Annotated in this window: 15 protein-coding genes and 1 pseudogene; 11 read left to right on the top strand and 5 right to left on the bottom strand. The window is 60.1% G+C overall.

Annotated elements, in window-relative coordinates; all coding sequences use genetic code 11:
* Positions 1-274: 274 nt before the first annotated feature.
* Complete coding sequence (gene uraH / locus KO539_RS20305) at positions 275-628, bottom strand: hydroxyisourate hydrolase (RefSeq protein WP_070303439.1); 354 nt, start codon at positions 626-628, stop codon at positions 275-277.
* A gap of 121 nt (positions 629-749) precedes the next feature.
* Here uraH and puuE point away from each other — a divergent pair, with 121 nt between their 5' ends.
* The 10 genes from puuE to KO539_RS20255 all read left to right on the top strand — a co-directional run bounded on the left by puuE (position 750) and on the right by KO539_RS20255 (position 16,635).
* The gene (gene puuE, locus KO539_RS20300) at positions 750-1,703 is read left to right on the top strand and encodes an allantoinase PuuE (RefSeq protein WP_219311201.1); all 954 of its coding nucleotides are present in this window, start codon (positions 750-752) and stop codon (positions 1,701-1,703) included.
* Positions 1,704-1,802: 99 nt separating this feature from the next.
* Positions 1,803-3,269: a xanthine dehydrogenase small subunit gene (xdhA, locus tag KO539_RS20295; RefSeq protein ID WP_219311199.1), complete on the top strand. Its 1,467-nt coding sequence runs from the start codon at positions 1,803-1,805 to the stop codon at positions 3,267-3,269.
* A 10-nt stretch (positions 3,270-3,279) separates the two neighbouring features.
* Positions 3,280-5,625, top strand: a complete 2,346-nt coding sequence (gene xdhB / locus KO539_RS20290; protein WP_219311197.1) for a xanthine dehydrogenase molybdopterin binding subunit — start codon at positions 3,280-3,282, stop codon at positions 5,623-5,625.
* 9 nt (positions 5,626-5,634) lie between these two features.
* Positions 5,635-6,702, top strand: a complete 1,068-nt coding sequence (xdhC, locus tag KO539_RS20285) for a xanthine dehydrogenase accessory protein XdhC (RefSeq protein ID WP_219311195.1) — start codon at positions 5,635-5,637, stop codon at positions 6,700-6,702.
* Positions 6,703-6,711: 9 nt separating this feature from the next.
* Positions 6,712-8,028: a guanine deaminase gene (gene guaD, locus KO539_RS20280; RefSeq protein WP_219311193.1), complete on the top strand. Its 1,317-nt coding sequence runs from the start codon at positions 6,712-6,714 to the stop codon at positions 8,026-8,028.
* Between the two features lie 43 nt (positions 8,029-8,071).
* Positions 8,072-9,574, top strand: a complete 1,503-nt coding sequence (locus tag KO539_RS20275) for an adenosine deaminase (RefSeq protein WP_219311191.1) — start codon at positions 8,072-8,074, stop codon at positions 9,572-9,574.
* Between the two features lie 672 nt (positions 9,575-10,246).
* Positions 10,247-12,466 carry a TonB-dependent receptor gene (locus KO539_RS20270; protein WP_257626367.1) on the top strand — a complete coding sequence of 740 codons (2,220 nt, stop codon included), beginning with the start codon at positions 10,247-10,249 and terminating at the stop codon, positions 12,464-12,466.
* A gap of 158 nt (positions 12,467-12,624) precedes the next feature.
* Positions 12,625-14,310: a bifunctional UDP-sugar hydrolase/5'-nucleotidase gene (locus KO539_RS20265; protein WP_257626366.1), complete on the top strand. Its 1,686-nt coding sequence runs from the start codon at positions 12,625-12,627 to the stop codon at positions 14,308-14,310.
* A gap of 16 nt (positions 14,311-14,326) precedes the next feature.
* On the top strand, positions 14,327-15,556 hold the full coding sequence (locus KO539_RS20260) for a phospholipase D-like domain-containing protein (RefSeq protein ID WP_219311187.1): 1,230 nt from the start codon (positions 14,327-14,329) through the stop codon (positions 15,554-15,556).
* Positions 15,557-15,564: 8 nt separating this feature from the next.
* Complete coding sequence (locus KO539_RS20255; RefSeq protein ID WP_219311185.1) at positions 15,565-16,635, top strand: S1/P1 nuclease; 1,071 nt, start codon at positions 15,565-15,567, stop codon at positions 16,633-16,635.
* A 49-nt stretch (positions 16,636-16,684) separates the two neighbouring features.
* Here the strand turns inward: KO539_RS20255 and KO539_RS20250 are convergent, their stop codons facing one another.
* Entirely contained in the window at positions 16,685-17,449 is a 765-nt protein-coding gene (locus KO539_RS20250; protein WP_219311183.1) for a DeoR/GlpR family DNA-binding transcription regulator, read from the bottom strand.
* 85 nt (positions 17,450-17,534) lie between these two features.
* Here KO539_RS20250 and KO539_RS30290 point away from each other — a divergent pair.
* Positions 17,535-18,119 (top strand): annotated as a pseudogene (locus tag KO539_RS30290) (NUDIX domain-containing protein); the annotation flags it as partial.
* A gap of 419 nt (positions 18,120-18,538) precedes the next feature.
* Here KO539_RS30290 and KO539_RS20240 read toward each other — a convergent pair.
* The 3 genes from KO539_RS20240 to KO539_RS20230 are packed head-to-tail and all read right to left on the bottom strand — an operon-like array spanning position 18,539 to position 22,120.
* Entirely contained in the window at positions 18,539-19,510 is a 972-nt protein-coding gene (locus KO539_RS20240; protein ID WP_219311179.1) for an ABC transporter permease, read from the bottom strand.
* Between the two features lie 4 nt (positions 19,511-19,514).
* Complete coding sequence (locus KO539_RS20235; RefSeq protein ID WP_219311177.1) at positions 19,515-20,594, bottom strand: ABC transporter permease; 1,080 nt, start codon at positions 20,592-20,594, stop codon at positions 19,515-19,517.
* Positions 20,591-22,120 carry an ABC transporter ATP-binding protein gene (locus tag KO539_RS20230; protein WP_035824977.1) on the bottom strand — a complete coding sequence of 510 codons (1,530 nt, stop codon included), beginning with the start codon at positions 22,118-22,120 and terminating at the stop codon, positions 20,591-20,593. The genes KO539_RS20235 and KO539_RS20230 overlap by 4 nt, the downstream gene beginning before the upstream one ends.
* Between the last annotated feature and the right edge of the window lie 4 nt (positions 22,121-22,124).

The following is a 22,124-nucleotide window of genomic DNA, read 5'->3' as shown; positions in this document are numbered from 1 at the left end:
GTTGGTCCCACCCCTTCCCATCCCGAACAGGACCGTGAAACAACTTTGCGCCGATGATAGTGCTGCAACCAGTGTGAAAGTAGGTTATCGTCAGGCTTGTTATTCGCAGTAAGAGAAAAACCCCGCCAGCAATGGTGGGGTTTTTTTACGTCTGGTGGTTTTAACGTTAACTCCAAGCGAAGGCTGGGGTCAGACCCTCAATGCCGCCAACGCAAAAGTCATCGCTAACGGGCGAGGGGGTCTGACCCCGGCTGTTCAGGCGTTGGGGAAAATATCAGCTGCCGCGATAAGTCGAATACGACCAGGGCGACACCACCAGCGGCACGTGGTAATTCTCATCGGTATGCGCAATACCGAAGGCCAGCGTCACCAGGTCAATGAAGCGGGGCGATGGCAATTCCACCCCCTGGGCGGCGAAATAGTCGCCTGCATTGAACACCAGCTCATATTGGCCCGCTTTCATGCTCTCGCCCTCCAGCAATGGCGTGCTGCAGCGGCCGTCGCTGTTCGTCATATCCATCTTCAATAGCACTTTTCCTTCCGGCGCGACTGAAAACAGGGCAACCTTGACGCCGGCTCCTGGCCTGCCGTGGGCGATATCGAGTACATGCGTGCTGAGTTTTCCCATTTGCTATCCTGTATATAGGGTGAGTGAATGTACTTATCGTGCAAATCATATACCGACGACTGCGCCTGGCTATATGATTGGGCATATAGCCAACATTGTCCTCCTATAGGTGCGCCTCCGCATGAACAATTACGAAGATTATCCACGCGACTTGATCGGCTATGGCCGCACGCCACCCCATCCGCTATGGCCGGGCAAGGCCCGCATCGCGCTGCAATTCGTCCTCAATTACGAGGAGGGGGCGGAAAACAGCGTGCTGCATGGCGATCCCGCGTCGGAAACGTTTTTATCGGAAATGATCGGTGCGGCCGCCTTTCCCGCGCGCCATCTGAGCATGGAGTCGATTTATGAATACGGTTCGCGCGCCGGGCTGTGGCGCTTGCTGCGCATGTTCGAGGAGCGGCGCCTGCCGCTGACGGTCTTCGGCGTATCGATGGCCTTGAAACGCAATCCGGAGGCGGTGGCCGCCTTCCAGCAATTGGGGCATGAAATCGCCTGCCATGGCTTGCGCTGGATTTCCTACCAAAACATGGACGAGGCGACGGAACGCGAACACATGCGCGAAGCCGTGCAGATCATTCGCGAATTGACGGGTTCCGCCCCGCAAGGCTGGTATACCGGGCGCGATTCGCCGAATACGCGCAAACTGGTGGTCGAGCATGGCGGTTTCCGCTATGACGCCGATTATTACGGAGACGACCTGCCATTCTGGGACAAGGTGGCGTACACGGATGCCGCCGGCATGCCGGCCGTGCAGCCGCAACTGATCGTGCCCTATACCCTGGATACGAACGATATGCGCTTTGCCGCCATGCAAGGCTTTAATTCGGGCACGCAGTTTTTTGACTATCTGAAGGATGCCTTTGATGTGCTGTACGCGGAAGGCGATCCGAACGGCTTGAATCAGCCGAAGATGCTGTCGGTGGGCTTGCATTGCCGCCTGGTGGGACGGCCTGGACGGGCCGCGGCGCTGGCGCGCTTCCTCGACTATGTGCAGGGCCATGAGCAGGTATGGATCACGCGCCGCATCGATATCGCCGAACATTGGCATGCGACGCATCCATTCCAGGACTGAGTTCTATTGAGATAAGATGATAAGTAAAATCAGTCTTTGCATATAGTTGTCTCATATGCCGGTGTTAATCTCCTATACTGGGACTATACCGAGGCCAGCATGTCAGAACCTATCCGCTTTTACTACCGTGGTGCCGTACAGGAAGTACGCGACGCCGCCCTTACGCAGACTGTGTTGCAGCACCTGCGCGAGGACTTGCATTGCACGGGCACCAAGGAGGGCTGCGCCGAGGGCGATTGCGGCGCCTGCACGGTGGTCATTGGCAGCCTGGTCGATGGCCAGGTCGAGATGAAGGCCGTCAACGCCTGCATCCAGCTTACGCCCACCCTTGATGGCAAGGCCCTGTTTTCCGTGGAAGACTTGCAGCAACCCGACGGCGCCTTGCACCCGGTGCAACAGGCGATGGTCGAGTGCCACGGTTCCCAGTGCGGTTTTTGCACACCCGGTTTTGTCATGTCCTTGTGGGGCATGTATCTGAAAAAAAACGGCGAGACGCCCACGCGCTGCGAAATCGACGACAGCCTGTCGGGCAATCTGTGCCGCTGCACCGGTTACCGGCCCATCATCGATGCCGCCAAACGCATGGGCGAATTGCCGCACGTCATGTTCGACCGCGATGCGTTGCGTGTGCAATTGCAGGCGCTGCAGCGTAGCAGCCTGACTACGTATGAACATGGCGGCCAGCACTTCCACGCGCCGCGCACCGTCGAGGAACTGGTGGCGCTGCGCGCGGAAAAGCCGCAAGCGTGTCTGCTGGCCGGCTCCACCGATATCGGCTTGTGGGTGACCAAGCAGCTGCGCGACTTGGGCGACATTATTTATCTGGGCAACGTTGCGGCGCTGAAAACCATCGCCGTGGACGATGGCAAGCTGCACATCGGCGCCGGTGCCAGCCTCAACGATGCCTATGCGGCGCTGTGCCAGCATTATTCTGATGAGCTGTCGGAACTGTGGCAACGCTTTGCCTCCTTGCCAATCCGCAACGCCGGCACTTTGGGCGGCAATGTGGCGAATGGCTCGCCCATCGGCGACTCGATGCCATGGCTGATTGCGCTGGGCAGCGAGATCGTGTTGCACGGTCCAGGTGGCCAGCGGATCATGCCGCTGGAAAACTTCTATCTGGCTTACCAAAAGAAAGATTTGCAACCCGGAGAATTCGTCGAAGCCGTGCGCGTGCCCTTGCCGCGTGCCGACGTACATTTCCGCACGTATAAACTGGCGAAACGCTTTGACCAGGATATTTCGGCCGTGTGCGCCGCGTTTGCCTTTGAACTCGATGGCGAGCGCATCGTCGATGCGCGCATCGCTTTTGGCGGCATGGCGGCCACGCCGCAGCGCGCCGCGCAAACGGAAGCGTTTTTGCGCGGACAGGCGTGGACGGAAGACAATCTGCTCATCGCCATGCGCTTACTGGCCGACGATTACGCGCCCCTGTCCGACATGCGCGCGTCGAATACCTACCGCATGACGACGGCGCAAAACCTGTTGCGCCGCTTCTGGCTGGAAACACGCCCCGGTGCGCCTTTGCAACGCACCGCCGTCAACGCCTACGCTTGCCGCGCCTGAAAGGACCAGCATGAACCATCCTGCCACGCCTGAATTGCAAGCGGCCACCTGGGCCGCCGTGGGCAAGCCCAGCCCGCATGAATCGGCGCAATTGCATGTGCTGGGGCAAGCCACGTACACGGACGATATCGCCGAATTACAGGGTACCTTGCACGCAGCGCTGGGCCTGTCGCAAAAGCCGCACGCGCGCATCACGGCCATGGATTTGTCGGCCGTGCGCAGTGCGCAGGGTGTCATTGCCGTCTACACGGCACACGACATTCCCGGCACCAACGATTGCGGCCCCATCATCCATGACGATCCCATCCTGGCTGCGGAACTGGTGCAATACGTGGGCCAGCCCATCTTCATCGTGGTGGCCGATACGCATGACCATGCGCGCCGCGCCGCGCGCCTGGCGCAGGTGTCGTACGAGGAATTGCCCGCGATCATGACGCCGCAAGCGGCCAAGGCCGCGCAATCGTATGTGTTGCCGCCAATGCAGCTGACGCGCGGCAATTACCAGGCCGCGTTCGAGGGCGCGCCGCACGTGGTCAAGGGGCAGCTGTATGTGGGCGGGCAGGAACAGTTTTATCTGGAAGGACAGATTTCCTACGCGATTCCGAAGGAAGCGCAGGGCATGCTGGTGCTGTGTTCGACCCAGCATCCGAGCGAGATGCAGCACGTGGTGGCGCATGCGCTGGGCGTGCATTCGCACAACATCACCGTCGAATGCCGGCGCATGGGTGGCGGTTTCGGCGGCAAGGAATCGCAGTCGGCCCTGTGGGCGGCGGCCGCATCGATTGCGGCGGCGAAACTGAAGCGTCCCGTGAAATTGCGCGCCGACCGCGACGACGACATGCTGGTGACGGGCAAGCGCCACTGTTTTTATTATGAGTACGAAGTGGGCTACGACGACGATGGCCGCATCCTCGCCGCCAAGGTCGACATGACCACGCGCGCCGGCTACTCGGCCGACTTGTCCGGCCCCGTCGCCACGCGCGCCGTCTGCCACTTCGACAACACCTATTATTTGTCCGATGTGGACATCCGCGCCGCCTGCGGCAAGACGAACACGCAGTCGAACACGGCTTTCCGCGGCTTTGGCGGGCCGCAGGGCGCCATTGCCATCGAGTACGTGATCGATGAAATCGCCCGCCACTTGCAACGCGATGCGCTCGATATCCGCCTGCTCAATTTCTACGGCCGCAACGATGCGGAAGGGCGCAACGTCACGCCGTACGGGCAGACCATCGTCGACAACGTCATTCATGAGATCGTTGCTGAACTGGAAGAGAGCAGCGATTACCGGGCGCGCCGCCGCGCCATCGATGCGTTCAACGAGGCCAGCCCCATCCTGAAAAAGGGCTTGGCATTCACGCCCTTGAAATTCGGCATCGCCTTCAACGTCACGCATCTTAACCAGGCCGGTGCTCTCGTGCACGTGTATGTGGATGGTTCCGTCTTGGTCAACCATGGCGGCACGGAAATGGGGCAGGGCATCAATACCAAGGTCATGCAAGTCGTGGCGCACGAGCTGGGCCTGGACCTGGAGCGCGTGCGGGCCACGGCCACCGACACCAGCAAGGTGGCGAACACGTCGGCCACGGCGGCGTCCACCGGTGCCGACCTGAACGGCAAGGCGGCGCAGGATGCGGCGCGCCAGATCCGTGAACGCCTGGCCGATTACGCGGTCAAACTGTACGGCGGTGAAGCGGCGTCCGTGCGTTTCTTCGACAACCATATCCACGTGAATGGCCATGCCGTGCCATTTGCCGAGTTGGTGCAGAAGGCGTATCTGGCTCGTGTGCAACTGTGGTCGGACGGTTTTTATGCCACACCGGGTTTATCGTGGGATGCAAAGACGATGACGGGGCATCCGTTTTCGTATTATGCGTATGGCGCGGCCGTGGCCGAAGTGGTGGTCGATACCTTGACCGGTGAATGGAAGTTGCTGCGCGCCGATGCCTTGTACGATGCGGGCCAGTCGCTCAATCCCGCGATTGATCTGGGTCAAGTGGAAGGCGCATTTATCCAGGGCATGGGCTGGCTGACGACGGAGCAGCTGTGGTGGAATGCGGCGGGCAAGCTGATGACGCACGCGCCATCGACGTATAAAATTCCCGGCATTTCCGATTGCCCGGAAGACTTCCGTGTGAACCTGTTCCAGAACCGCAATGTGGAAGACAGCATCCACCGTTCGAAAGCCGTGGGCGAGCCACCGCTGTTGCTGCCGTTTTCCGTGTTCTTTGCCATCCGCGACGCCATTTCCAGCGTGGGCCATCATGCCGTGCAGCCACCGTTGAATGCGCCTGCCACCAGCGAGGAAATCCTCAAGGCGGTCATGGCCGTGCAAGCGGCGCATGCCGGCGCCTAGGAGCAGCGGATGAGCGACTGGCTGACAGCAATCGAGAATGACACGCAGACATCCGTGCTGGTGACGGTCGCCCTGGTGGAAGGTTCCGGACCGCGCGAGGCGGGGGCGAAGATGCGCGTCACGCTCGATGGTCAAATGGACACTATCGGCGGAGGCCACCTGGAATTGCGCGCCGTGGAAATCGCCAAGACCATGCTGGCGACGGCAGATACCCATGCGCGGCTCGAACGTTTCGCGCTGGGTCCCAGTCTGGGGCAATGCTGCGGTGGCGTCGTTCACCTGGCTTTTGAATATGTCGATGCCAGCCTGCGTGCATTGCTGGCCGCCTTGCGCGAACGCCGTCAGCAAGACAGCTGGCGTTTGACGGCGCTCGACGGGGAACCCGCCTCGGCCCTGTTCGATGTTGCCGGTCGCTTCATCGCCGGCACTGGCGAACAGGCACCCGACACGTTTTCCCGCGAGCGCGCAACCCATGTGGCGCAGGGCAGCGAAGGGCGGCGCTGGCTGGTCGACCCATGCCTGGCGCCGCGCGCGCACCTGACCTTGTTCGGCGCCGGCCACGTGGGCGCCGCCATCGTGCGCGCGCTGGCCCACTTGCCCTGCACTATCACCTGGGTCGATGAACGCGAAGACATGTTTCCCGCGCAACTACCCGATAATGTGCGCATCGCCGCCACCGATACGCCCGAGGAGTTTGTCGCCATGGCGCCGCCGGGCGGCAGTTTTCTTGTCATGACGCATAGCCATGCGCTCGATCAACGCTTGACGCAAGCCATCATGGAGCGCGAGGATGCGGGCTGGTTCGGCTTGATCGGTTCGCACACGAAACGCAAGCAGTTCGAGCACCGCCTGCAGGCGCGCGGCGTGCCGGATGAGCGCATCGCCGCCATGGTGTGCCCGATCGGCATGCCCGGCATCCGCAACAAGGCGCCGGCCGTAATCGCCGCCTCCGTTGCCTGTCAATTACTGATGGTGTGGGAGGAAGCGGCTGCCGCCGCCCTGGCCACACCGCTGCGGCTGGCCTCTGCCGGCGCGCCACCGCGCCGCCAAGCACGCGCCGCCATTCACCCGTTATAGAAAGAAGTCATGCCGATTGTTCCTGCTACATTGCAAGCTTACCGTGCCAGCTTGCTGCACTTCCACGCCGATCCCGCCTTTAGCGAGGAGGCGCACGCCTGGCATGCGGATGGCTTGCTGATCGTGGCCGATGGCAAGGTCGTGGCCGCCGGCGATTATGCGCAGTTGCAACCGACTTTGCCGCCCGGCACCGAGATCATCGATTACCGGGGCAAGCTGATCGTGCCAGGTTTCATCGATACCCATTTGCACTTCCCGCAGACGGAAATGATCGCCTCGCCCGCGCCCGGTTTGCTGCCGTGGCTGGAAACGTACACCTTCCCCACCGAGCGCGCGTTTGAAAATCCTGAACATGCGCGCAACGTCGCCGAGTTTTTCCTCGATGAGCTGCTGCGCTGCGGCACCACGACGGCCATGGTGTATGGAAGCGTGCATCCGCAGTCGGTCGATGCCTTCTTCGGCGCCAGCGAGGCGCGCGGTTTGCGCATGGTGGCGGGCAAGGTCATGATGGACCGCAATTGTCCCGAGTTCCTGCGCGACACGGCCGAGTCCGGCGCGCGCGACAGCGAGGAGCTGATCCAGCGCTGGCACAAGCGCGGCCGCTCGCTGTATGCGATCACGCCGCGTTTCGTGCCGACGTCGACGAATGAACAGATGCATCTGGCGGGCGAGCTGGCGCGCGCTTATCCGGACACGTACTTGCAGACGCACGTGTCGGAAAACGAGGATGAATGCCGCTGGGTGCGCGAACTGCACCCGCAGGCGCGCAGCTACCTCGATGTGTATGACCAGTACGGGATGCTGCGCCCGCGCGCCATGTTTGGCCACTGCATCTGGCTCGACGAGCGCGACCGCGCGCGCATGGCGGAAACGTCGTCGGCGGCCGCCATTTGTCCTACGTCAAACCTGTTTCTCGGTAGCGGCCTGTTCGATTTCGAGCGGGCCGATGCGGCGAAAGTGCTGCTGTCGCTGGCGACGGATGTGGGCGGCGGCACCTCGTTCTCGATGTTGCAAACCATGAACGAAGCCTATAAAGTAGCACGCTTGAAAGGCAGTTATCTGCCCGCTTTGCGCATGTTTTACCTGGCGACTCTGGGCGCCGCGCGCGCCATGCAACTGGAAGGCACGCTGGGCAATTTCACGGCAGGCACGGAAGCGGATTTTATTGTGCTCGACAAGCAATCGACGCCGCTGCTCGAGCGCCGCACGGCTGGCTGTCAAAGCCTGGAGGAATTGCTGTTTGCCTTTGCGCTGCTGGGCGACGACCGTGCCGTTGCCGCCACCTATTCGGGCGGGCAATGCGTGCATGTGCGGGGGCAGGGCTGACCTACCCGTTGTTCCATACGATTTATCCTGAGCGAGAACGCGAATGCACAAGAAACTCACTGGCCTGGCGCTTGGCGCCGCGCTGGCATTGACCGGAACGGCGCAGGCCGCCAAGGCCGTGCCCACCCCGTCTTCCAACGAAGCGGCCACCGCGCGCCATTTTGCCGCCCTGGTCTCGGGCACCCAGCCGAAGACAGCCGAGCTGAGCCTGTTCTTTTCCATGATGCCCAAGGGCGGTGATCTGCATCATCATTACTCGGGCGCCATTTACGCCGAGCAATTTCTTGAGTGGGTCGACAAGGAAAACTATTGCGTCAACAAGACGACTTATCGCATCGAAAGCAACAAGGATGTCGTCGCGGCCGAGCGCGCCAAGCCGGCCTTGCAGCGTGGCTGCCTGTCGTCCACGGAAGTATTTGCCGACGCGGGCCTGTATGCGGAATTGCTGCAGCGCTGGTCGACCAAGGATTTCTATAACCACGGCGCCATCCAGACGCCGCCGGACCGTACTTTTTTTGACACCTTCGGCTACTTCGGCCCCGTCGCGTCGAGCAACACGGCCGATGGCCTGAAAACCCTGAAGCAGCGCGCCATCGCGGAAAACCTCAGCTACATCGAGACGATTTTCGAACTGTCGCCATTCGTGCAAAATGCGCAGTTCGACCAGCAAGTGCTGGCGCCGGGCTTGCAGCCGGCGGCGTTGCAAGCGGTGCTGGCCAACTGGACGCAAAACCTGGAGCAAGACGCCAGCTTCCAGAAAAGCATCACCGCCTACAACGACAACGTCAACGCCAGCAGCGCCGGCATCGACGATGCGAATTTCACCATGCGCTACCAGGCGTATGTGCTGCGTTTCCTGTCGCCATCGCAAGTGTTCTCGTCCATGGTGGCCGCCTTCAAGGCAGCGAGCCTGAATCCGCTGCTGGTGGGCGTGAACATCGTGGGCCAGGAAAGCGTGAACGTATCCATGCGCGACTACAGCCTGCACATGGAAATGTTCAAATTCCTCAAGGCTAAGTATCCGAACGTCAAGATCGCCCTGCACGCCGGCGAACTGGCGCTGGGCATGGTGCCGCCGGAAGGCATGACGTTCCATATCGCCGAAGCCGTCGATGTGGCGGGCGCCGACCGTATCGGCCACGGCATGGATATCGCGTACGAAAACAATGCGCTGGCGACCATGCAGAAAATGCGCGAGCGTAACATTCCCGTGGAAGTGAACCTGACCAGCAACGATTACATTCTTGGTATCAAGGGGCAGGCACATCCGATCACCCTGTACCGCAAGTATGGCGTGCCCTTCGTCATTTCCACCGATGACGCGGGCGTTTCGCGCAATACCTTGTCGAATGAATACGTGCTGTTTGCCAGCCAGTACAAGACCGATTATGCGGAAATCAAAAAGCTGTCCTACAACAGCCTGCGTTATTCGTTTTTGGCGGAAGCGGACAAGCAACGCTTGCTGAAAGCACTCGATGCCCGTTTCACCCGTTTTGAAGCCTTGATCGCAAATAGTGATCGCAAAGCAACTGTTGTAAAACCGTAAAAGTATTTCATCCCTCCTGCCTGCTACGCGACCGCAACTAGCGGTCGCGTAAGCTCCTGATCTTCATAGTTACAAAACCCTCCTTTTATCCATTTTGTTGTGTCTTTACGACAAAAAATGATGCGCTGGTAGTGCTTTCTTGCAATTATTTTCTGAAACAATTTCCAAGTGTTGCCGCTCATCTATAATTTCGCCCCGATGAGGTGAGCTTGCTCGGTTGATACAAAAAATGCGGCTTCCAGCGGTGATTTATATTTTTTATATATAAATTATTAAAAAAAAACGTATTTGTCAGCCTACAGACCTTAATGCATAGTTGGACGGCGAAGAGTTGAATAAGTCATTTTTGCTATCGCTTTTGTGACAATTCAGGATGTCTAGCGGCTCCTGTCACATTGCGGTCATATCCGTGTAACGGATTTGAAATATTCGATCTTTATACTGCCGTGTCTAGTTGGATAGTTTCCGTGTTTCACCACAATATAAGCAAGTCAAAATCTTGTAAGTTACAACACACTCTAGGGGGTTCAAATGCAGTTCATTCAACAACCAAAATTGCGACTAAGTATGATCGCAGTGGCATGCCAACTGGCTTGCTTCGGCATCTCTACTGCGCATGCGCAAAGTGCTGACGAAGCCACAAAAGTGGTCATTACCGCGAAAAAAACCGGTATGGGCCTGATGGTGACGGAAGATGCGCCAAAAGCACGCAGCACGATTACGGCAGAAGAACTGGAAAAGCAGCGTCCAACGGGCAATGCGTACGAAGCCCTGGAGATGTTGCCAGCTGTTAATAGCTACAACTACGATGCAACCGGCCTGTTCGGCGGCGGCCTGACACTGCGCGGTTTTAACTCCGACCAGATCGGCGCCACGATCAATGGCGTGCCGGTGAATGACTCCGGTAGTTTTGCCATCTACCCACAAGAATATGTCGACCAGGAAAATACCTGCTCGCAAACCGTGACCCAGGGTTCGACCGATGCCGATTCGCCACAAGTGGGCGCTACCGGCGGCAACTTTGGTATCAATACCTGCAATCCTGAAGACAAGCACCGCCTGCGCATGATGCAGACCTTCGGTCAACTGAACATGAAGAAAACCTTCGTGCGCGTCGACACCGGCCTGTTCTCGGACAAGCGCACCAAGATGTTCGTGTCCGCTTCGCATGCTGAAGCCGACAAATGGAAAGGCAAGGGCGGCGCCAAGCGCGACCATATCGACGCCGGTATCAACTACGACTGGGATCGCTTCAACTATATTCACGCCACCTTGCTGTACAACGAGGCGATGAACAACAACATCAATAACCTGACCTTGGCTGAAATCAACAAGAACGGTTATAACTTCGACTATGCTGATACTTTCAAGGGCCATCTGAAGCCGGTAAAAGGTGTGGAACAAAAGGAAAGTACCCAGTCGCCAGCCTTCTATAAACTGGGCATCAATCCATTCAAGAATGCCATCGCTTCGGCCACGGCAAAGTTCCGCCTGAACGAGAACTTGGATCTGAAAGTACTGCCATACATCTGGTACGGCTACGGTAACGGTGGCGTGCAACAGCGTGCCCAGTCGGAAAAAGCTTTCTATGACGCGACCACCGGCCTGCGCAATAGCGGCGTGGACTTGAACGGCGACGGCGATACCCTCGATACCATCCTGGTCGCCAACGCCAGCGTCACCAAGACCTTCCGTCCAGGTGTGACCGCGTCGCTGAACTGGTCGTCGGGTAACCACGATGTGCTCGGTGGTTTCTGGTACGAGCGCGCTCGCCATCAGCAAACGGGCCCGATGCTGGCATTGAGCAATGATGGTATCTCGCAAGATCCTTGGCTGCAAAACGGCCAGATCCTGCGCCCGGATGGCACGCCAGCGCAAAGCCGCAACTGGATGTCGATTTCGACCGCCTATCAGTTCTTCCTGCAAGACACGATCAGCCTGAATGATGACAAGCTGAAGATCAATATCGGCGTGCGCAGCCCTAACGTGAAGCGTGACTTCACCAACTACGGCGACGAAAACAACAACGTCAAGCCGTACAACCTGATCAAGAAATACAACACCCTGCTGCCGCAACTGGGTGCCCGTTATCGCATCACCAACGACGATCAAGTGTTCATTTCGGTCGCCAAGAACGTCAAAGCACCACCTAATTTCGTGTTTGGCAACATCGGCACCAGCGTGAAAGTGGTCAATGGCGTCGCCAACTTTGTTGGTGATGTGAAACAAGAATCGTCGTGGAACACCGATATCGGCTATCGCCACCAGGATGACAAGTTCATCGCTTCGGTAACGGCGTTCTTCGTCGACTTCAAGGATCGCCAGGCAACCACCTTCGATCCAATCACGCAGGCGAGCAGCTACACCAACGTGGGCCGCGTCAGCAACAAGGGCCTGGAATTTGAAATCGGCAATACGCCGATCAATGGCTGGGCAATGTACGGTTCGCTGGGTTTCAATAACAGCAAGATCAAGGACGACATGCTGTCCGCGACGAATGTGTACCTGCCAACGGCTGGCAAGGAAATGATCAACACGCCGAAGAAGAAAGCCGGCCTGTCGATCGAATACCAGAATGGTTCGTTCTGGACCCGCGTGAAAGCGCGCGCCACCGGCCAGCAGCAAGCATCGATGGTCAATGATGAAACGGCACCAGGCTACACCACCTTCGGTATCGATGGCGGCTACACCTTTGCCAACTTCGGTTACATCAAGCGTCCTAAACTGACGTTTAACCTGAGTAACATCACGGACAAGCAGTACCGCAATCCGTCCTCGACCACCGTTAAAAATACCCAGCCTATCGCTGGTGTGACGACGGCCGTTGATACCCAGCGTTACTACCTGGGCGCACCACGCTTCGTATCGGTCACCCTGTCGATCGATATCTAATCGGCGCTGACGCGCAGCCTGCAGGCCAGGCTGCGCGCGATGTGTTGCAACGGGCCTCAGGGCCCGTTTTTCTTTTCTGCCGGTGTTGTGCAGCCGGACCTTGTTTAACCCGTTTGCGCAATGCCGTATCCCGGCCCTTGCGCTATGCTGCGAAGCCTATGAAAACACTGCCCTTATCCCTGATCGCGGTGGCCATCGCCGCCGCCATGTCCGGTTGCGCCACCCATCCCGTGGCGCCCGTCGACATCAACCTGGTTGCCCTGAACGATTTTCACGGCAATCTCGACCGCAGCAAATTTAGCTACACGAGCGTTGCCGATGCCGAGCGCAAGACGGTGCAGGCTGGCGGCATCGATACCTTGTCCGGCGCCCTCACCGCATGGCGGCGCGAAGATGCGCAGCTGATTTTCGTCGGCAATGGCGACCTGGTCGGTGCCAGCCCCGCCATGTCGGCGCTGTGGGCGGACGAGCCGAGCATCGTGGCCATGAACATGCTGGGCATGAAGGCCAGTTCTGTCGGCAACCACGAATTCGACCAGGGCAAGGCGGAATTGCTGCGCCAGCAGCACGGTGGCTGCGAATCGTCGCGCGCCGACAAGGCGTGCAAGTTTACGCCGGACTTCAAGGGCGCCAGCTACACCTATATGGCGGCCAATGTCATCGATACGCAAACGGGCAAGCCCCTGCTGCCGGCCTACCGCATCGAAGAGGCGCATGGCGTCAAGGTGGGCCTGATTGGTGCCGTATTGAAAGATACACCGTCCGTGGTGACGGCCGCCGGCATTGCCGGCTTGCAGTTCGGCGATGAGGCGGACGCCATCAACGCCACCTTGCCGCAACTGCGCGCGCAAGGCGTGGGCGTGTTCGTCGTTCTGCTGCACCAGGGCGGCGAGACGAAGGAAGCCGTCGACCAGGCCGACTGCAGCCATTTGAAGGGCGAAGTGGTCGACGTGGTGAAGCGCCTCGACCCGGCGATTCAATTGGTCATCAGCGGCCATTCGCACCAGGGTTATCTGTGCCGTGTCGATGGCCGCCTCGTGACGCAAGCACAGATGGGCGGTCACATGTTGACGCGCATCAAGCTCAAGGTTGATCCCGTCAAGAATGCCGTCGTTGATGCCAGCGCGCAAAATGTCGTCATGCTGCCAGGCATGTATGAGCCGGACCCGGCCGTCGCAGCCTACCTGGAATCGGTCAAGCAGCGCAGTGCGGCGGAATTGTCGCGTCCCGTGGCCGCCATCGCCGTGCCGAACGTGGGCCGCAGCACCAAGGGCGGCGGCGCTTCCCCGCTGGGCGACCTGGTGGCTGACAGCACTCTGTTCGGCGCGCGCGCTGCCGGTGCGCAAATCGGTTTGATGAACAATGGCGGTATCCGCAAGGACCTGGAAGCGGGCGCCGACCTGATGACGAACGTGGGCCAGAACCAGGCAGTTGTCCCGTTCGGCAATACCCTGATCGTCGTGAGTCTTTCCGGCGCGCAAATCCGTACCTTGCTCGAGCAGCAATGGCCGGGTGCAGAGGCCGGCGAGGGCAATCTGCTGCAAGTGTCCGACGGTTTTACTTATCGCTGGGACAGCACCAAGCCGCAGGGGCAGCGCGTGCTGCCGGGCAGCATCATGCTGAATGGCATTCCCCTTGATGACAATCAACAATACAGAGTCGCCGCCAACAGTTTTCTGGCCGGCGGCGGCGACCGCTTCACCGTGCTGGCGGCCGGCACGCGCCGGCTCGACACGGGCGTGCGCGACATCGACGCCTTCAGCAATTACCTGATCGACCGAGCCCGTGCCGGCAAGCCGGCTGGCAGCGCCACGGCGGCCGGCCGCATCGTGCGCGTCAAATAATTTACAAGGAAAAACCATGCGTCGTTTATTTGTTTCCCTGCTCGTCACTACCCTGTTCGCGGGCACGGCCCACGCGGATTTCACCATTCCCGGCTTTGAGCTCGTGCACACCTCGCCCGTGGAAACCAGCCTGACGAATCCCGACCTGCGCGAGCCTGTTGCCGTGTGGAGCGAGCTGTTTGATTCGGCCAAGAAAGAGATCGTCATCGCCCAGTTCTATGCCGTCAGCAAACCGGGCACGGCTTTTGAAAAGGTGCTGGCCAGCCTGACGGCCGCCGGCCAGCGCGGCGTGAAGATCCGCTTCCTGCTGGACCAGAAGGGCGTGGGCTTGTCGGAAGCGGCCACCATCGCGCAGATCAAGGCGATTCCCAACCTGGACTTGCGCCTGATCGATTTCAATAAAGTCACGGGCAACGGCATCGTGCACGCCAAATACCTGGCCGTCGATGGCCAGGTGGCGTACATCGGCAGCCAGAATTTCGACTGGCGCTCGTTCGAGCACATCCATGAGACGGGCTTGAAGATCACGGAAGCCGCCATGGTTGGTCAGGTGCAGGCGATCTTCGAGCAGGATTGGCAAGCCCAGGCATTGACGTCGCAAGGCAGCCGCGCCACCGTACTTAACAGCAAGGTGGTGCCGGCCAATTACGCGCAAAACGCTTTCCTGCTGGCCAGCCCGAATGCCTACAACCCAGCTGGCGTGGGCGACTCGGAAACGGGCTTGCCCGCCTTGCTGGCCGAAGCGAAAAACGAAGTGCGCATCCAGTTGCTCGACTACGCGCCGCTGTCCTACGGCCCCAACCGCACGCGGCCGTACTACGCCGTGATCGACAATGCCGTGCGCGCCGCCGCCCAGCGTGGCGTGAAAATCAAGCTGATGGTGTCAAGCTGGAACACGGAAGCGCCGGCCATTGCCTACCTGAAAAGCCTGGCCCTGGTGCCGAACGTGGAAATCCGTATCGTGACGATTCCCGCGGCGTCGACCGGTTTCATCCCGTTCGCGCGCGTGATCCACAGCAAGACCATGAGCATCGACGGCAAGCTGGCTTGGGTCGGCACCAGCAACTGGGCCGGTGGTTATTTCGACCTCTCGCGCAACTTGGAAGTGGTGCTGCGCAACGAACAGATGGCACAGCGCATTGCCGCGCTGCATGAGCAGACGTGGAGCTCGGCGTATGCGCAGCCTATCGATATCAACAAGCAGTATCCAAAGCCGGCCAAGGCCGCGCCGCAAGGCAAGGAGTAATAGTGAACATGAAAAAACTGCTGAGCGTGCTGGCGCTGGGCGCCGCTTTCACCTCCGGCAATGTGCTGGCTTGGGGCAATGACGGCCACCGCGCCGTGGGCGCCATCGCCGATCAATTGCTCAAGGGCAGTGCGGCCCAGGCGCAAGTGGCCAAATTGCTGCTGCCGGGCGAAAGCCTGGAAAAGATCGCCAACTGGCCCGATTGCGTGAAGGGCACGTATTGCGGCCCGCAAACACCGGAAATGCTGACCTATGTCGCGGCGAACCCCAAGCATGGCGAATACCACTACACGAACGTGCCTTTCCAGAACGCGCACTACCATGACCATGGCGTGGGCACGGCCGACGACGATATCGTGCAAACGCTCAAGCAGGCGATCCTGGTATTGCAAGGTAAGGCTGATGCGGCCAGCAATCCGCACGGCTTCAGCCAGCGCGAAGCACTGATCCTGATCACGCATCTGGTGGGCGATATCCACCAGCCGCTGCATGTGGGCAATGCGTTTCTCGGCAAGGATGGCCAGTTTTTCGTGCCCGCCACGCAGGCGCAGATCGATGACGTCGGCATTTTCAATGCACGCGGCGGCAACGACTTGCTGCTTGACGATGCGAAGATGACGGCCTTGTCCGATGCCGTGATTCCTGCGCCGCTGCCGGCCGAGGATGGCGCGGCCAAGCCCGCCAGCAGCTATCCGAAATCGCCCACCAAGCCCCTGCATTCGTACTGGGATACGACCGTGGTCGATTACGCGATGCGCCGCCTGAGCACGCGCACGCCGCAGCAGTTCGCCCGCACCGTGATCGCCAGCGCGCCGGTAGTGAGCGCCAACAGCGGCGACCCTGCCACCTGGCCGTATCAGTGGGCCGATGCCTCGCTGGCGGCGTCGAAGGTTGCTTTCACGGACGTGGTGGCCGGCCCGGCCACGCAGCAGACCAGTCGCAAGGGCGATGTCTACAACGTCTGGAGCTTGACGGTGCCGGACAATTATCCCGTGCCCAGCTCGGCGCTGGCGAAGCAGCAGCTGATCGAGGGCGGCTATCACCTGGCGGCCGTGCTGCAGGCGATCTGGCCGCAGTAATTTGGCCGCAGTAAGATGTCATTCGAAAGCGGCCTGCGGGCCGCTTTTTTCATGCCAGTGTGATGGTGATCCCCATCTCGCGGTAGGGTGCGAGCAGGGCATCGTCCACGTCGCGGTGCACGATGATATCGTTGACCTGGCTCAAGGGCGCGATTTGGAACGGCGAAGCCGTGTTGAACTTTTCCGGCGAGGCCAGCACGACGGTGCGGTTTGACGCGTCGCTCAGCGCGCGTTTTACGCACGCTTCTTCATAATCGCCGGTGGTGATGCCCGCTTGCGGATGCAGGCTGGACACGCCCATGAAATACAAGTCGGCGCGGATGCGGCCGATGGCTTCCACGGTGGCGGCGCCGACGCCCACGATCGAGTGCTTGTACAGGCGCCCGCCCAGCATCAGCACCTCGATCGATGGATGATGCACCAGTTCGACGGCAATTGATGGACTGTGCGTGACGATGGTGGCGCGCAAGTCGCGCGGCAGCTGGCGCGCCAGCTGCACGGCGGTCGTGCCGCCATCGAGGAACACCACTTGTCCCGTTTGTATCATGGCGCCCGCCGCGCGGCCGATGGCGGGCTTGGCTTCGGAAGAAATCTGTTCGCGTCCCGCAAACGGCGCCAGCGCGGGCGAGCGCGGCAGCAAGGGCAGGGCGCCGCCATGCACGCGCTCCAACAACCCATCTTTTGCCAGTTCGCGCAGGTCGCGCCGTATCGTGTCTTCCGACAAGCCCAGGCTATCGCTGACGGCCCTGGCGACGATCTGGCCTTCGCGCTGGAGCAAGTCCAGCAGGTATTGTTTGCGTTGATGTGTTAGCATGGTTTTTCTTGTATTTTCTTGATATTGCACGAGTTTGCATGATAAAGTCGGCGAAGGCAAGTACATGCAAGCACAAGGAGACACTATGCGCGAAGAAAACAGCAAGCAGGAACGGGTGCGCATCCAGGGCGTGCAGACCCTGTCGCACGACTGGTATCTGTTGCAAAAGACCACGTTCGACTACCTGCGTCACGATGGCGAATGGCAGACGCAGACGCGGGAAACCTATGACCGCGGCGATGGCGCCACCATCCTGCTCTACAACAAAGTCCAACGCACGGTGATCCTGATCCGCCAGTTCCGCTTTCCCACCTACCGCGACGGCCATGATGGTTTCCTGATCGAAGCGGCGGCCGGCTTGCTGGAAGAGGCCAGCGCGGAGCAGCGCATCCGCGCCGAGGTGGAAGAGGAAACCGGTTACCGGGTGGGACAAGTGCACAAGGTCTTCGAAGCCTTCATGAGTCCCGGTTCCGTGACGGAGCGTTTGCATTTCTTTGTCGCTGAGTACGACCCGGCCAGCCGCATCGGCGACGGCGGCGGCCTGGCGCACGAGGGCGAAGACATCGAAGTACTGGAGCTGCCCCTGGCGCAGGCCATGCGCATGGTGGCCGATGGCCGCATCTGCGACGGCAAGACCATCATGCTGCTGCAGCATGCGCAATTGCAACTGATGCCGGTGAAGCGGGGCATGCAGATCCTCGTTGCCGGCCCGTATCGCTCCGGCACGGGCGATGATCCGGCCCTGATGGCGGCGAATGTGGCGGCCATGCAAGCAGTCTGCCTGCCGCTGTATGCCAAGGGCCACATGCCCGTGCTCGGTGAATGGCTGGCCTTGCCCATGCTGGCGCTGGCAGGCTCAAGCCAGGTGGGCGACGCCGTGTACGAGGAATTATTTCACGCGCATGCGACGCGTTTATTGAGTCATTGCGATGCCGTACTGCGTATTGGCGGCGCTTCCCAGGGCGCCGACCAGATGGTGGAAGTGGCGCGCAGCCTGGGGCTGCCCGTGTTTTTCTCGCTGGACACAATTCTTCAGGCGTAAAAAAGCGAAGCCCGTGAGCTTCGCTTTTTGTCAGCGCTCGCAGAAACTTAGCGGGACTTGACGAATGGAATGCCGATCGCTTTCGGCGCGATGGATTTCGCCATCAAGCCCGCCAGCACGATCACGGTAACGACATACGGCACCATCTGGATCAAGGAGCCGGGGATACGGCCCACGACGGGCAGATCCACGCCTTCAATTTGAATCTGGATGGCGGCGAAGAAGCCGAACATCAGGCAGCCAAGGAAAGTGTAGACGGGACGCCAGTTGCCGAACACCATGGCCGTCAGGGCCAGATAGCCGGCGCCGGCCGACATGTCGCGCAGGAAGAAGCCGCTTTGCACGATGGCCAGGTAGGCGCCCGAGAACGAACACAGGACGCCGGCCACCAGCATGGCCAGGTAGCGCGTCGCTTCCACGCTCACGCCGGCCGAGTCAGCCGCATGCGGGTTTTCGCCGCAGGCGCGCAGGCGCAGGCCGAAGCGCGTGTGGTACAGCAACCAGTGCACGAGCGGAATCAACAGGAAGGCCACGTAGACGAGGATGGAGTGGCCGCCGATCAAATGGGCATACACCCAGCCGATGAAGGGAATGTGTTCCACGTACTGTGTGCCCGGCAGGACCACGTCGAACAGGCGCGCCGAACCGAGGTCGGGCGTGCGGCCGCCTTGCTGGAAGAAAAATTGCGCCAGCACGAACGTCAGTCCGCTCATGGCGATATTGATCGCCATGCCGGCCACCAGCTGGTTGCCCTTTTGCGTGATGCTGACGTAGGCCTGCAGCAGGGCCAGGGCGACGCACACGAGCATGCCGGCAGCCATGCCGTAATACGGGTTTTGCGTCGTGTAGGCCACGGCGGCGGAAGCAAACGCGCTGGCCAGGATCTTGCCTTCCAGGCCGATGTCGATCATGCCGCTGCGTTCGGCGAACAGGCCGGCCATGGCTGCAAAGATCAGGACGGGCGCATTGCGCACGGTCGATACCAGGATGCTGGCGAATTGAAAGTCGTCGAGTGTCATGGTGTTAGCCTTTGGTGCGCTTGAGCAGGGCGGAAATGGCCGGTGCGTAGAAGTTTTCCATGGCGCCGCAGAACAGGATGATCAAGCCCTGGATGAAAATGAAAGTTTCCGTCGGGATATTCGGTTTTTCCAGCGACAGGTCGAAACCACCCTGGATCAACGCGCCGAACAGCACGGCCGACAGGAAGATGCCGACCGGATGCTGGCGGCCCATCAGGGCGATGGCGATGCCGATGAAGCCGGCGCCGCCAACAAAGTTGAGCGACAGATAATGCGTCGAACCCATGATGGAATTGACGGAACCCAGGCCCGCCAGCGCGCCCGAGATCAGCATGACGATGATGATCATCTTGCTGATCGACACGCCCGCATAGTGGGCCGCGTGCTTGTTAAGACCCGTGGCGCGCAGCTTGAAGCCCCACGACGAGCGCCACACCATCACGCCGTAGATCACCAGCGCGGCGATCGCCAAAATAAAACTGATGTTCAGCGGCGTGTCGCCCAAGGATGGGAACCAGGTACTTAAGCGCGGCATTTCGCCGCTTTCCGCAAACACGCGGCTGGCCGTGTTCTGCTCGCCCGGTGGGATCAGGTATTTCACGATCACGAAGTTCATCAGGCTGGCGGCGATGAAGTTGAACATGATGGTGGTGACGACGATGTGGCTGCCGCGCTTCGCTTGCAGGTAGCCGGGCAGGAAACCCCACAGCGCGCCGAACAGGGCCGCGCCTATCATGGCCGCTGGAATCAAGAGCCAGGCGGGCAGGGTCTGGTCGAAGGCCAGCATGGCCACCGTCAAGCCCAGGCCGCCGATATACATCTGGCCTTCGGAACCGATATTGAACAGCCCGGCCTGCATCGCCACGGAGACCGACAGGCCCGTGAAAATGAAGGTGCTGGCGTAGAACAGGGTGTAGCTCAAGCCTTCCGGATTGAGGATGGCGCTGTGGATCAGGATCGACAGCGATTCGGCCGGGTCTTCGCCCAGCATATAAATCACCAGGGCGGCGACCAGCAAGGCCGACAGCAGGTTTAACATGGGCATGACAAAGGCTGTCGCCCAGCGTGGCAAGTCGTTATTCATGATTTATGCATTCCCCCCATCAACAGACCGATGCGGGTGGTATCGAATTCTTCAATTTTCAGTTCGCCGGTGATGCGTCCGCCGCACATGACGAGAATGCGGTCGGCCAGCGCCCGCACTTCTTCCAGTTCGACCGACACCAGCAGGATCGCCACGCCCGCGTCGCGCAGGGCCAGCAATTGCGTATGGATGCTTTCGATGGTGCCGATGTCGACGCCGCGCGTGGGTTGCCCCACCAGCATCAGCTTCGGCTTGGCCAGCACTTCGCGCGCGATCACCACCTTTTGCTGGTTACCGCCCGACAACAAGCCGATGCGCAGGTCCGGATTGGCCGGGCGCACGTCGAAGGTTTTCAGCAGTTCCGCGCAGCGGGCGCCGATGGCCTTGAAGTTGAACAGGCCCCAGCGGTTTTTCAGGTGATCCTGGTAACCAAGGATGGTGTTTTGCATGACGGAGAAATTCTTTACTACGCCATCGCGCAAGCGGTCTTCCGGAATGTGGGCAATGCCCAGCTCGCGGAAGGCCAGCGGCAAGCCGTCGGCATCGTGGCGTTTGGCAAACGGCAAGTCCTTGTCGAGAAAACGCAGCTTGCCCGAGGTGGGCAAGCGCATGCCCGAGAGGATTTCCAGCAGTTCGCTCTGGCCATTGCCGGAGACGCCCGCGATGGCGACGATTTCGCCGGCGCGCAAGTTGAAACCGATGTCGGCCAGCAGTTTCACCTGTTGCTCGTCGGCCAGTTGCAGACCGTCCACTTCCAGCACCGTGGCGCCCGGATTGTACGGTGCACGGGGCAAGTGGCTCTGGATGGGGCGGCCGACCATCATGTTGGCCAGTTCCTCTTTCGAGGTGCCGGCCGTCGCCACGGCGCCCACCACCGTGCCGCCGCGCATGACGGTGACGTTGTCGGTGATTTCAAGGATCTCTTGCAGCTTGTGCGTGATCAGGATGATGGTCTTGCCTTGTTCCTTGAACAGGCGCAGGATTTCAAACAGCGAGGCCGTTTCCTGCGCCGTCAGCACGGCCGTCGGCTCGTCGAGGATCAGGATATTGGCGCTGCGGTAAATCTGCTTGAGGATTTCCACGCGCTGCTGCGCCCCGACGGAAAGGTCTTCAATCTTCGCCAGCGGGTCGACGTCGAGGCGGTAGCGCGCGCAAATTTCGCGCAATTTCGCTTCCGCTTCCGTGCGGTGGCTGGCCAGGCGAAAACCGCCTTCCGTGCCCAGCATGATATTGTCGAGGACGGTGAAGTTCTCGACCAGCATGAAATGCTGGTGCACCATGCCGATGCCGAGGTTGATCGCTTCCTGGCTGTTGCGGATAGGCTGTACTTTTCCGTCGAGCAGGATTTCTCCGCCGTCGGCACGGTAATACCCGTACAGGATGCTCATCAAGGTCGATTTGCCGGCGCCGTTTTCCCCCACCAGGCCATGGATACTGCCCTTGGCGATGGAGAAACTGACGTCGGCGTTCGCCTTCACATGTCCAAACTGCTTGGAAATGCTGCGAAATTCTACTGCTGGCTGCATAGGT

The sequence above is a fragment of the Janthinobacterium sp. NKUCC06_STL genome, from assembly GCF_019345455.1.
GTDB classification, from domain to species: domain Bacteria; phylum Pseudomonadota; class Gammaproteobacteria; order Burkholderiales; family Burkholderiaceae_D; genus Janthinobacterium; species Janthinobacterium rivuli.
This window is presented reverse-complemented; position numbering and strand designations above follow the sequence as displayed.

Coding starts and splice junctions, on each gene's coding strand:
- uraH (WP_070303439.1), bottom strand. CDS start 628: ATGGGAAAACTCAGCACGCATGTACTCGATATCGCCCACGGCAGGCCA.
- puuE (WP_219311201.1), top strand. CDS start 750: ATGAACAATTACGAAGATTATCCACGCGACTTGATCGGCTATGGCCGC.
- xdhA (WP_219311199.1), top strand. CDS start 1,803: ATGTCAGAACCTATCCGCTTTTACTACCGTGGTGCCGTACAGGAAGTA.
- xdhB (WP_219311197.1), top strand. CDS start 3,280: ATGAACCATCCTGCCACGCCTGAATTGCAAGCGGCCACCTGGGCCGCC.
- xdhC (WP_219311195.1), top strand. CDS start 5,635: ATGAGCGACTGGCTGACAGCAATCGAGAATGACACGCAGACATCCGTG.
- guaD (WP_219311193.1), top strand. CDS start 6,712: ATGCCGATTGTTCCTGCTACATTGCAAGCTTACCGTGCCAGCTTGCTG.
- KO539_RS20275 (WP_219311191.1), top strand. CDS start 8,072: ATGCACAAGAAACTCACTGGCCTGGCGCTTGGCGCCGCGCTGGCATTG.
- KO539_RS20270 (WP_257626367.1), top strand. CDS start 10,247: ATGGGCCTGATGGTGACGGAAGATGCGCCAAAAGCACGCAGCACGATT.
- KO539_RS20265 (WP_257626366.1), top strand. CDS start 12,625: ATGAAAACACTGCCCTTATCCCTGATCGCGGTGGCCATCGCCGCCGCC.
- KO539_RS20260 (WP_219311187.1), top strand. CDS start 14,327: ATGCGTCGTTTATTTGTTTCCCTGCTCGTCACTACCCTGTTCGCGGGC.
- KO539_RS20255 (WP_219311185.1), top strand. CDS start 15,565: ATGAAAAAACTGCTGAGCGTGCTGGCGCTGGGCGCCGCTTTCACCTCC.
- KO539_RS20250 (WP_219311183.1), bottom strand. CDS start 17,449: ATGCTAACACATCAACGCAAACAATACCTGCTGGACTTGCTCCAGCGC.
- KO539_RS20240 (WP_219311179.1), bottom strand. CDS start 19,510: ATGACACTCGACGACTTTCAATTCGCCAGCATCCTGGTATCGACCGTG.
- KO539_RS20235 (WP_219311177.1), bottom strand. CDS start 20,594: ATGAATAACGACTTGCCACGCTGGGCGACAGCCTTTGTCATGCCCATG.
- KO539_RS20230 (WP_035824977.1), bottom strand. CDS start 22,120: ATGCAGCCAGCAGTAGAATTTCGCAGCATTTCCAAGCAGTTTGGACAT.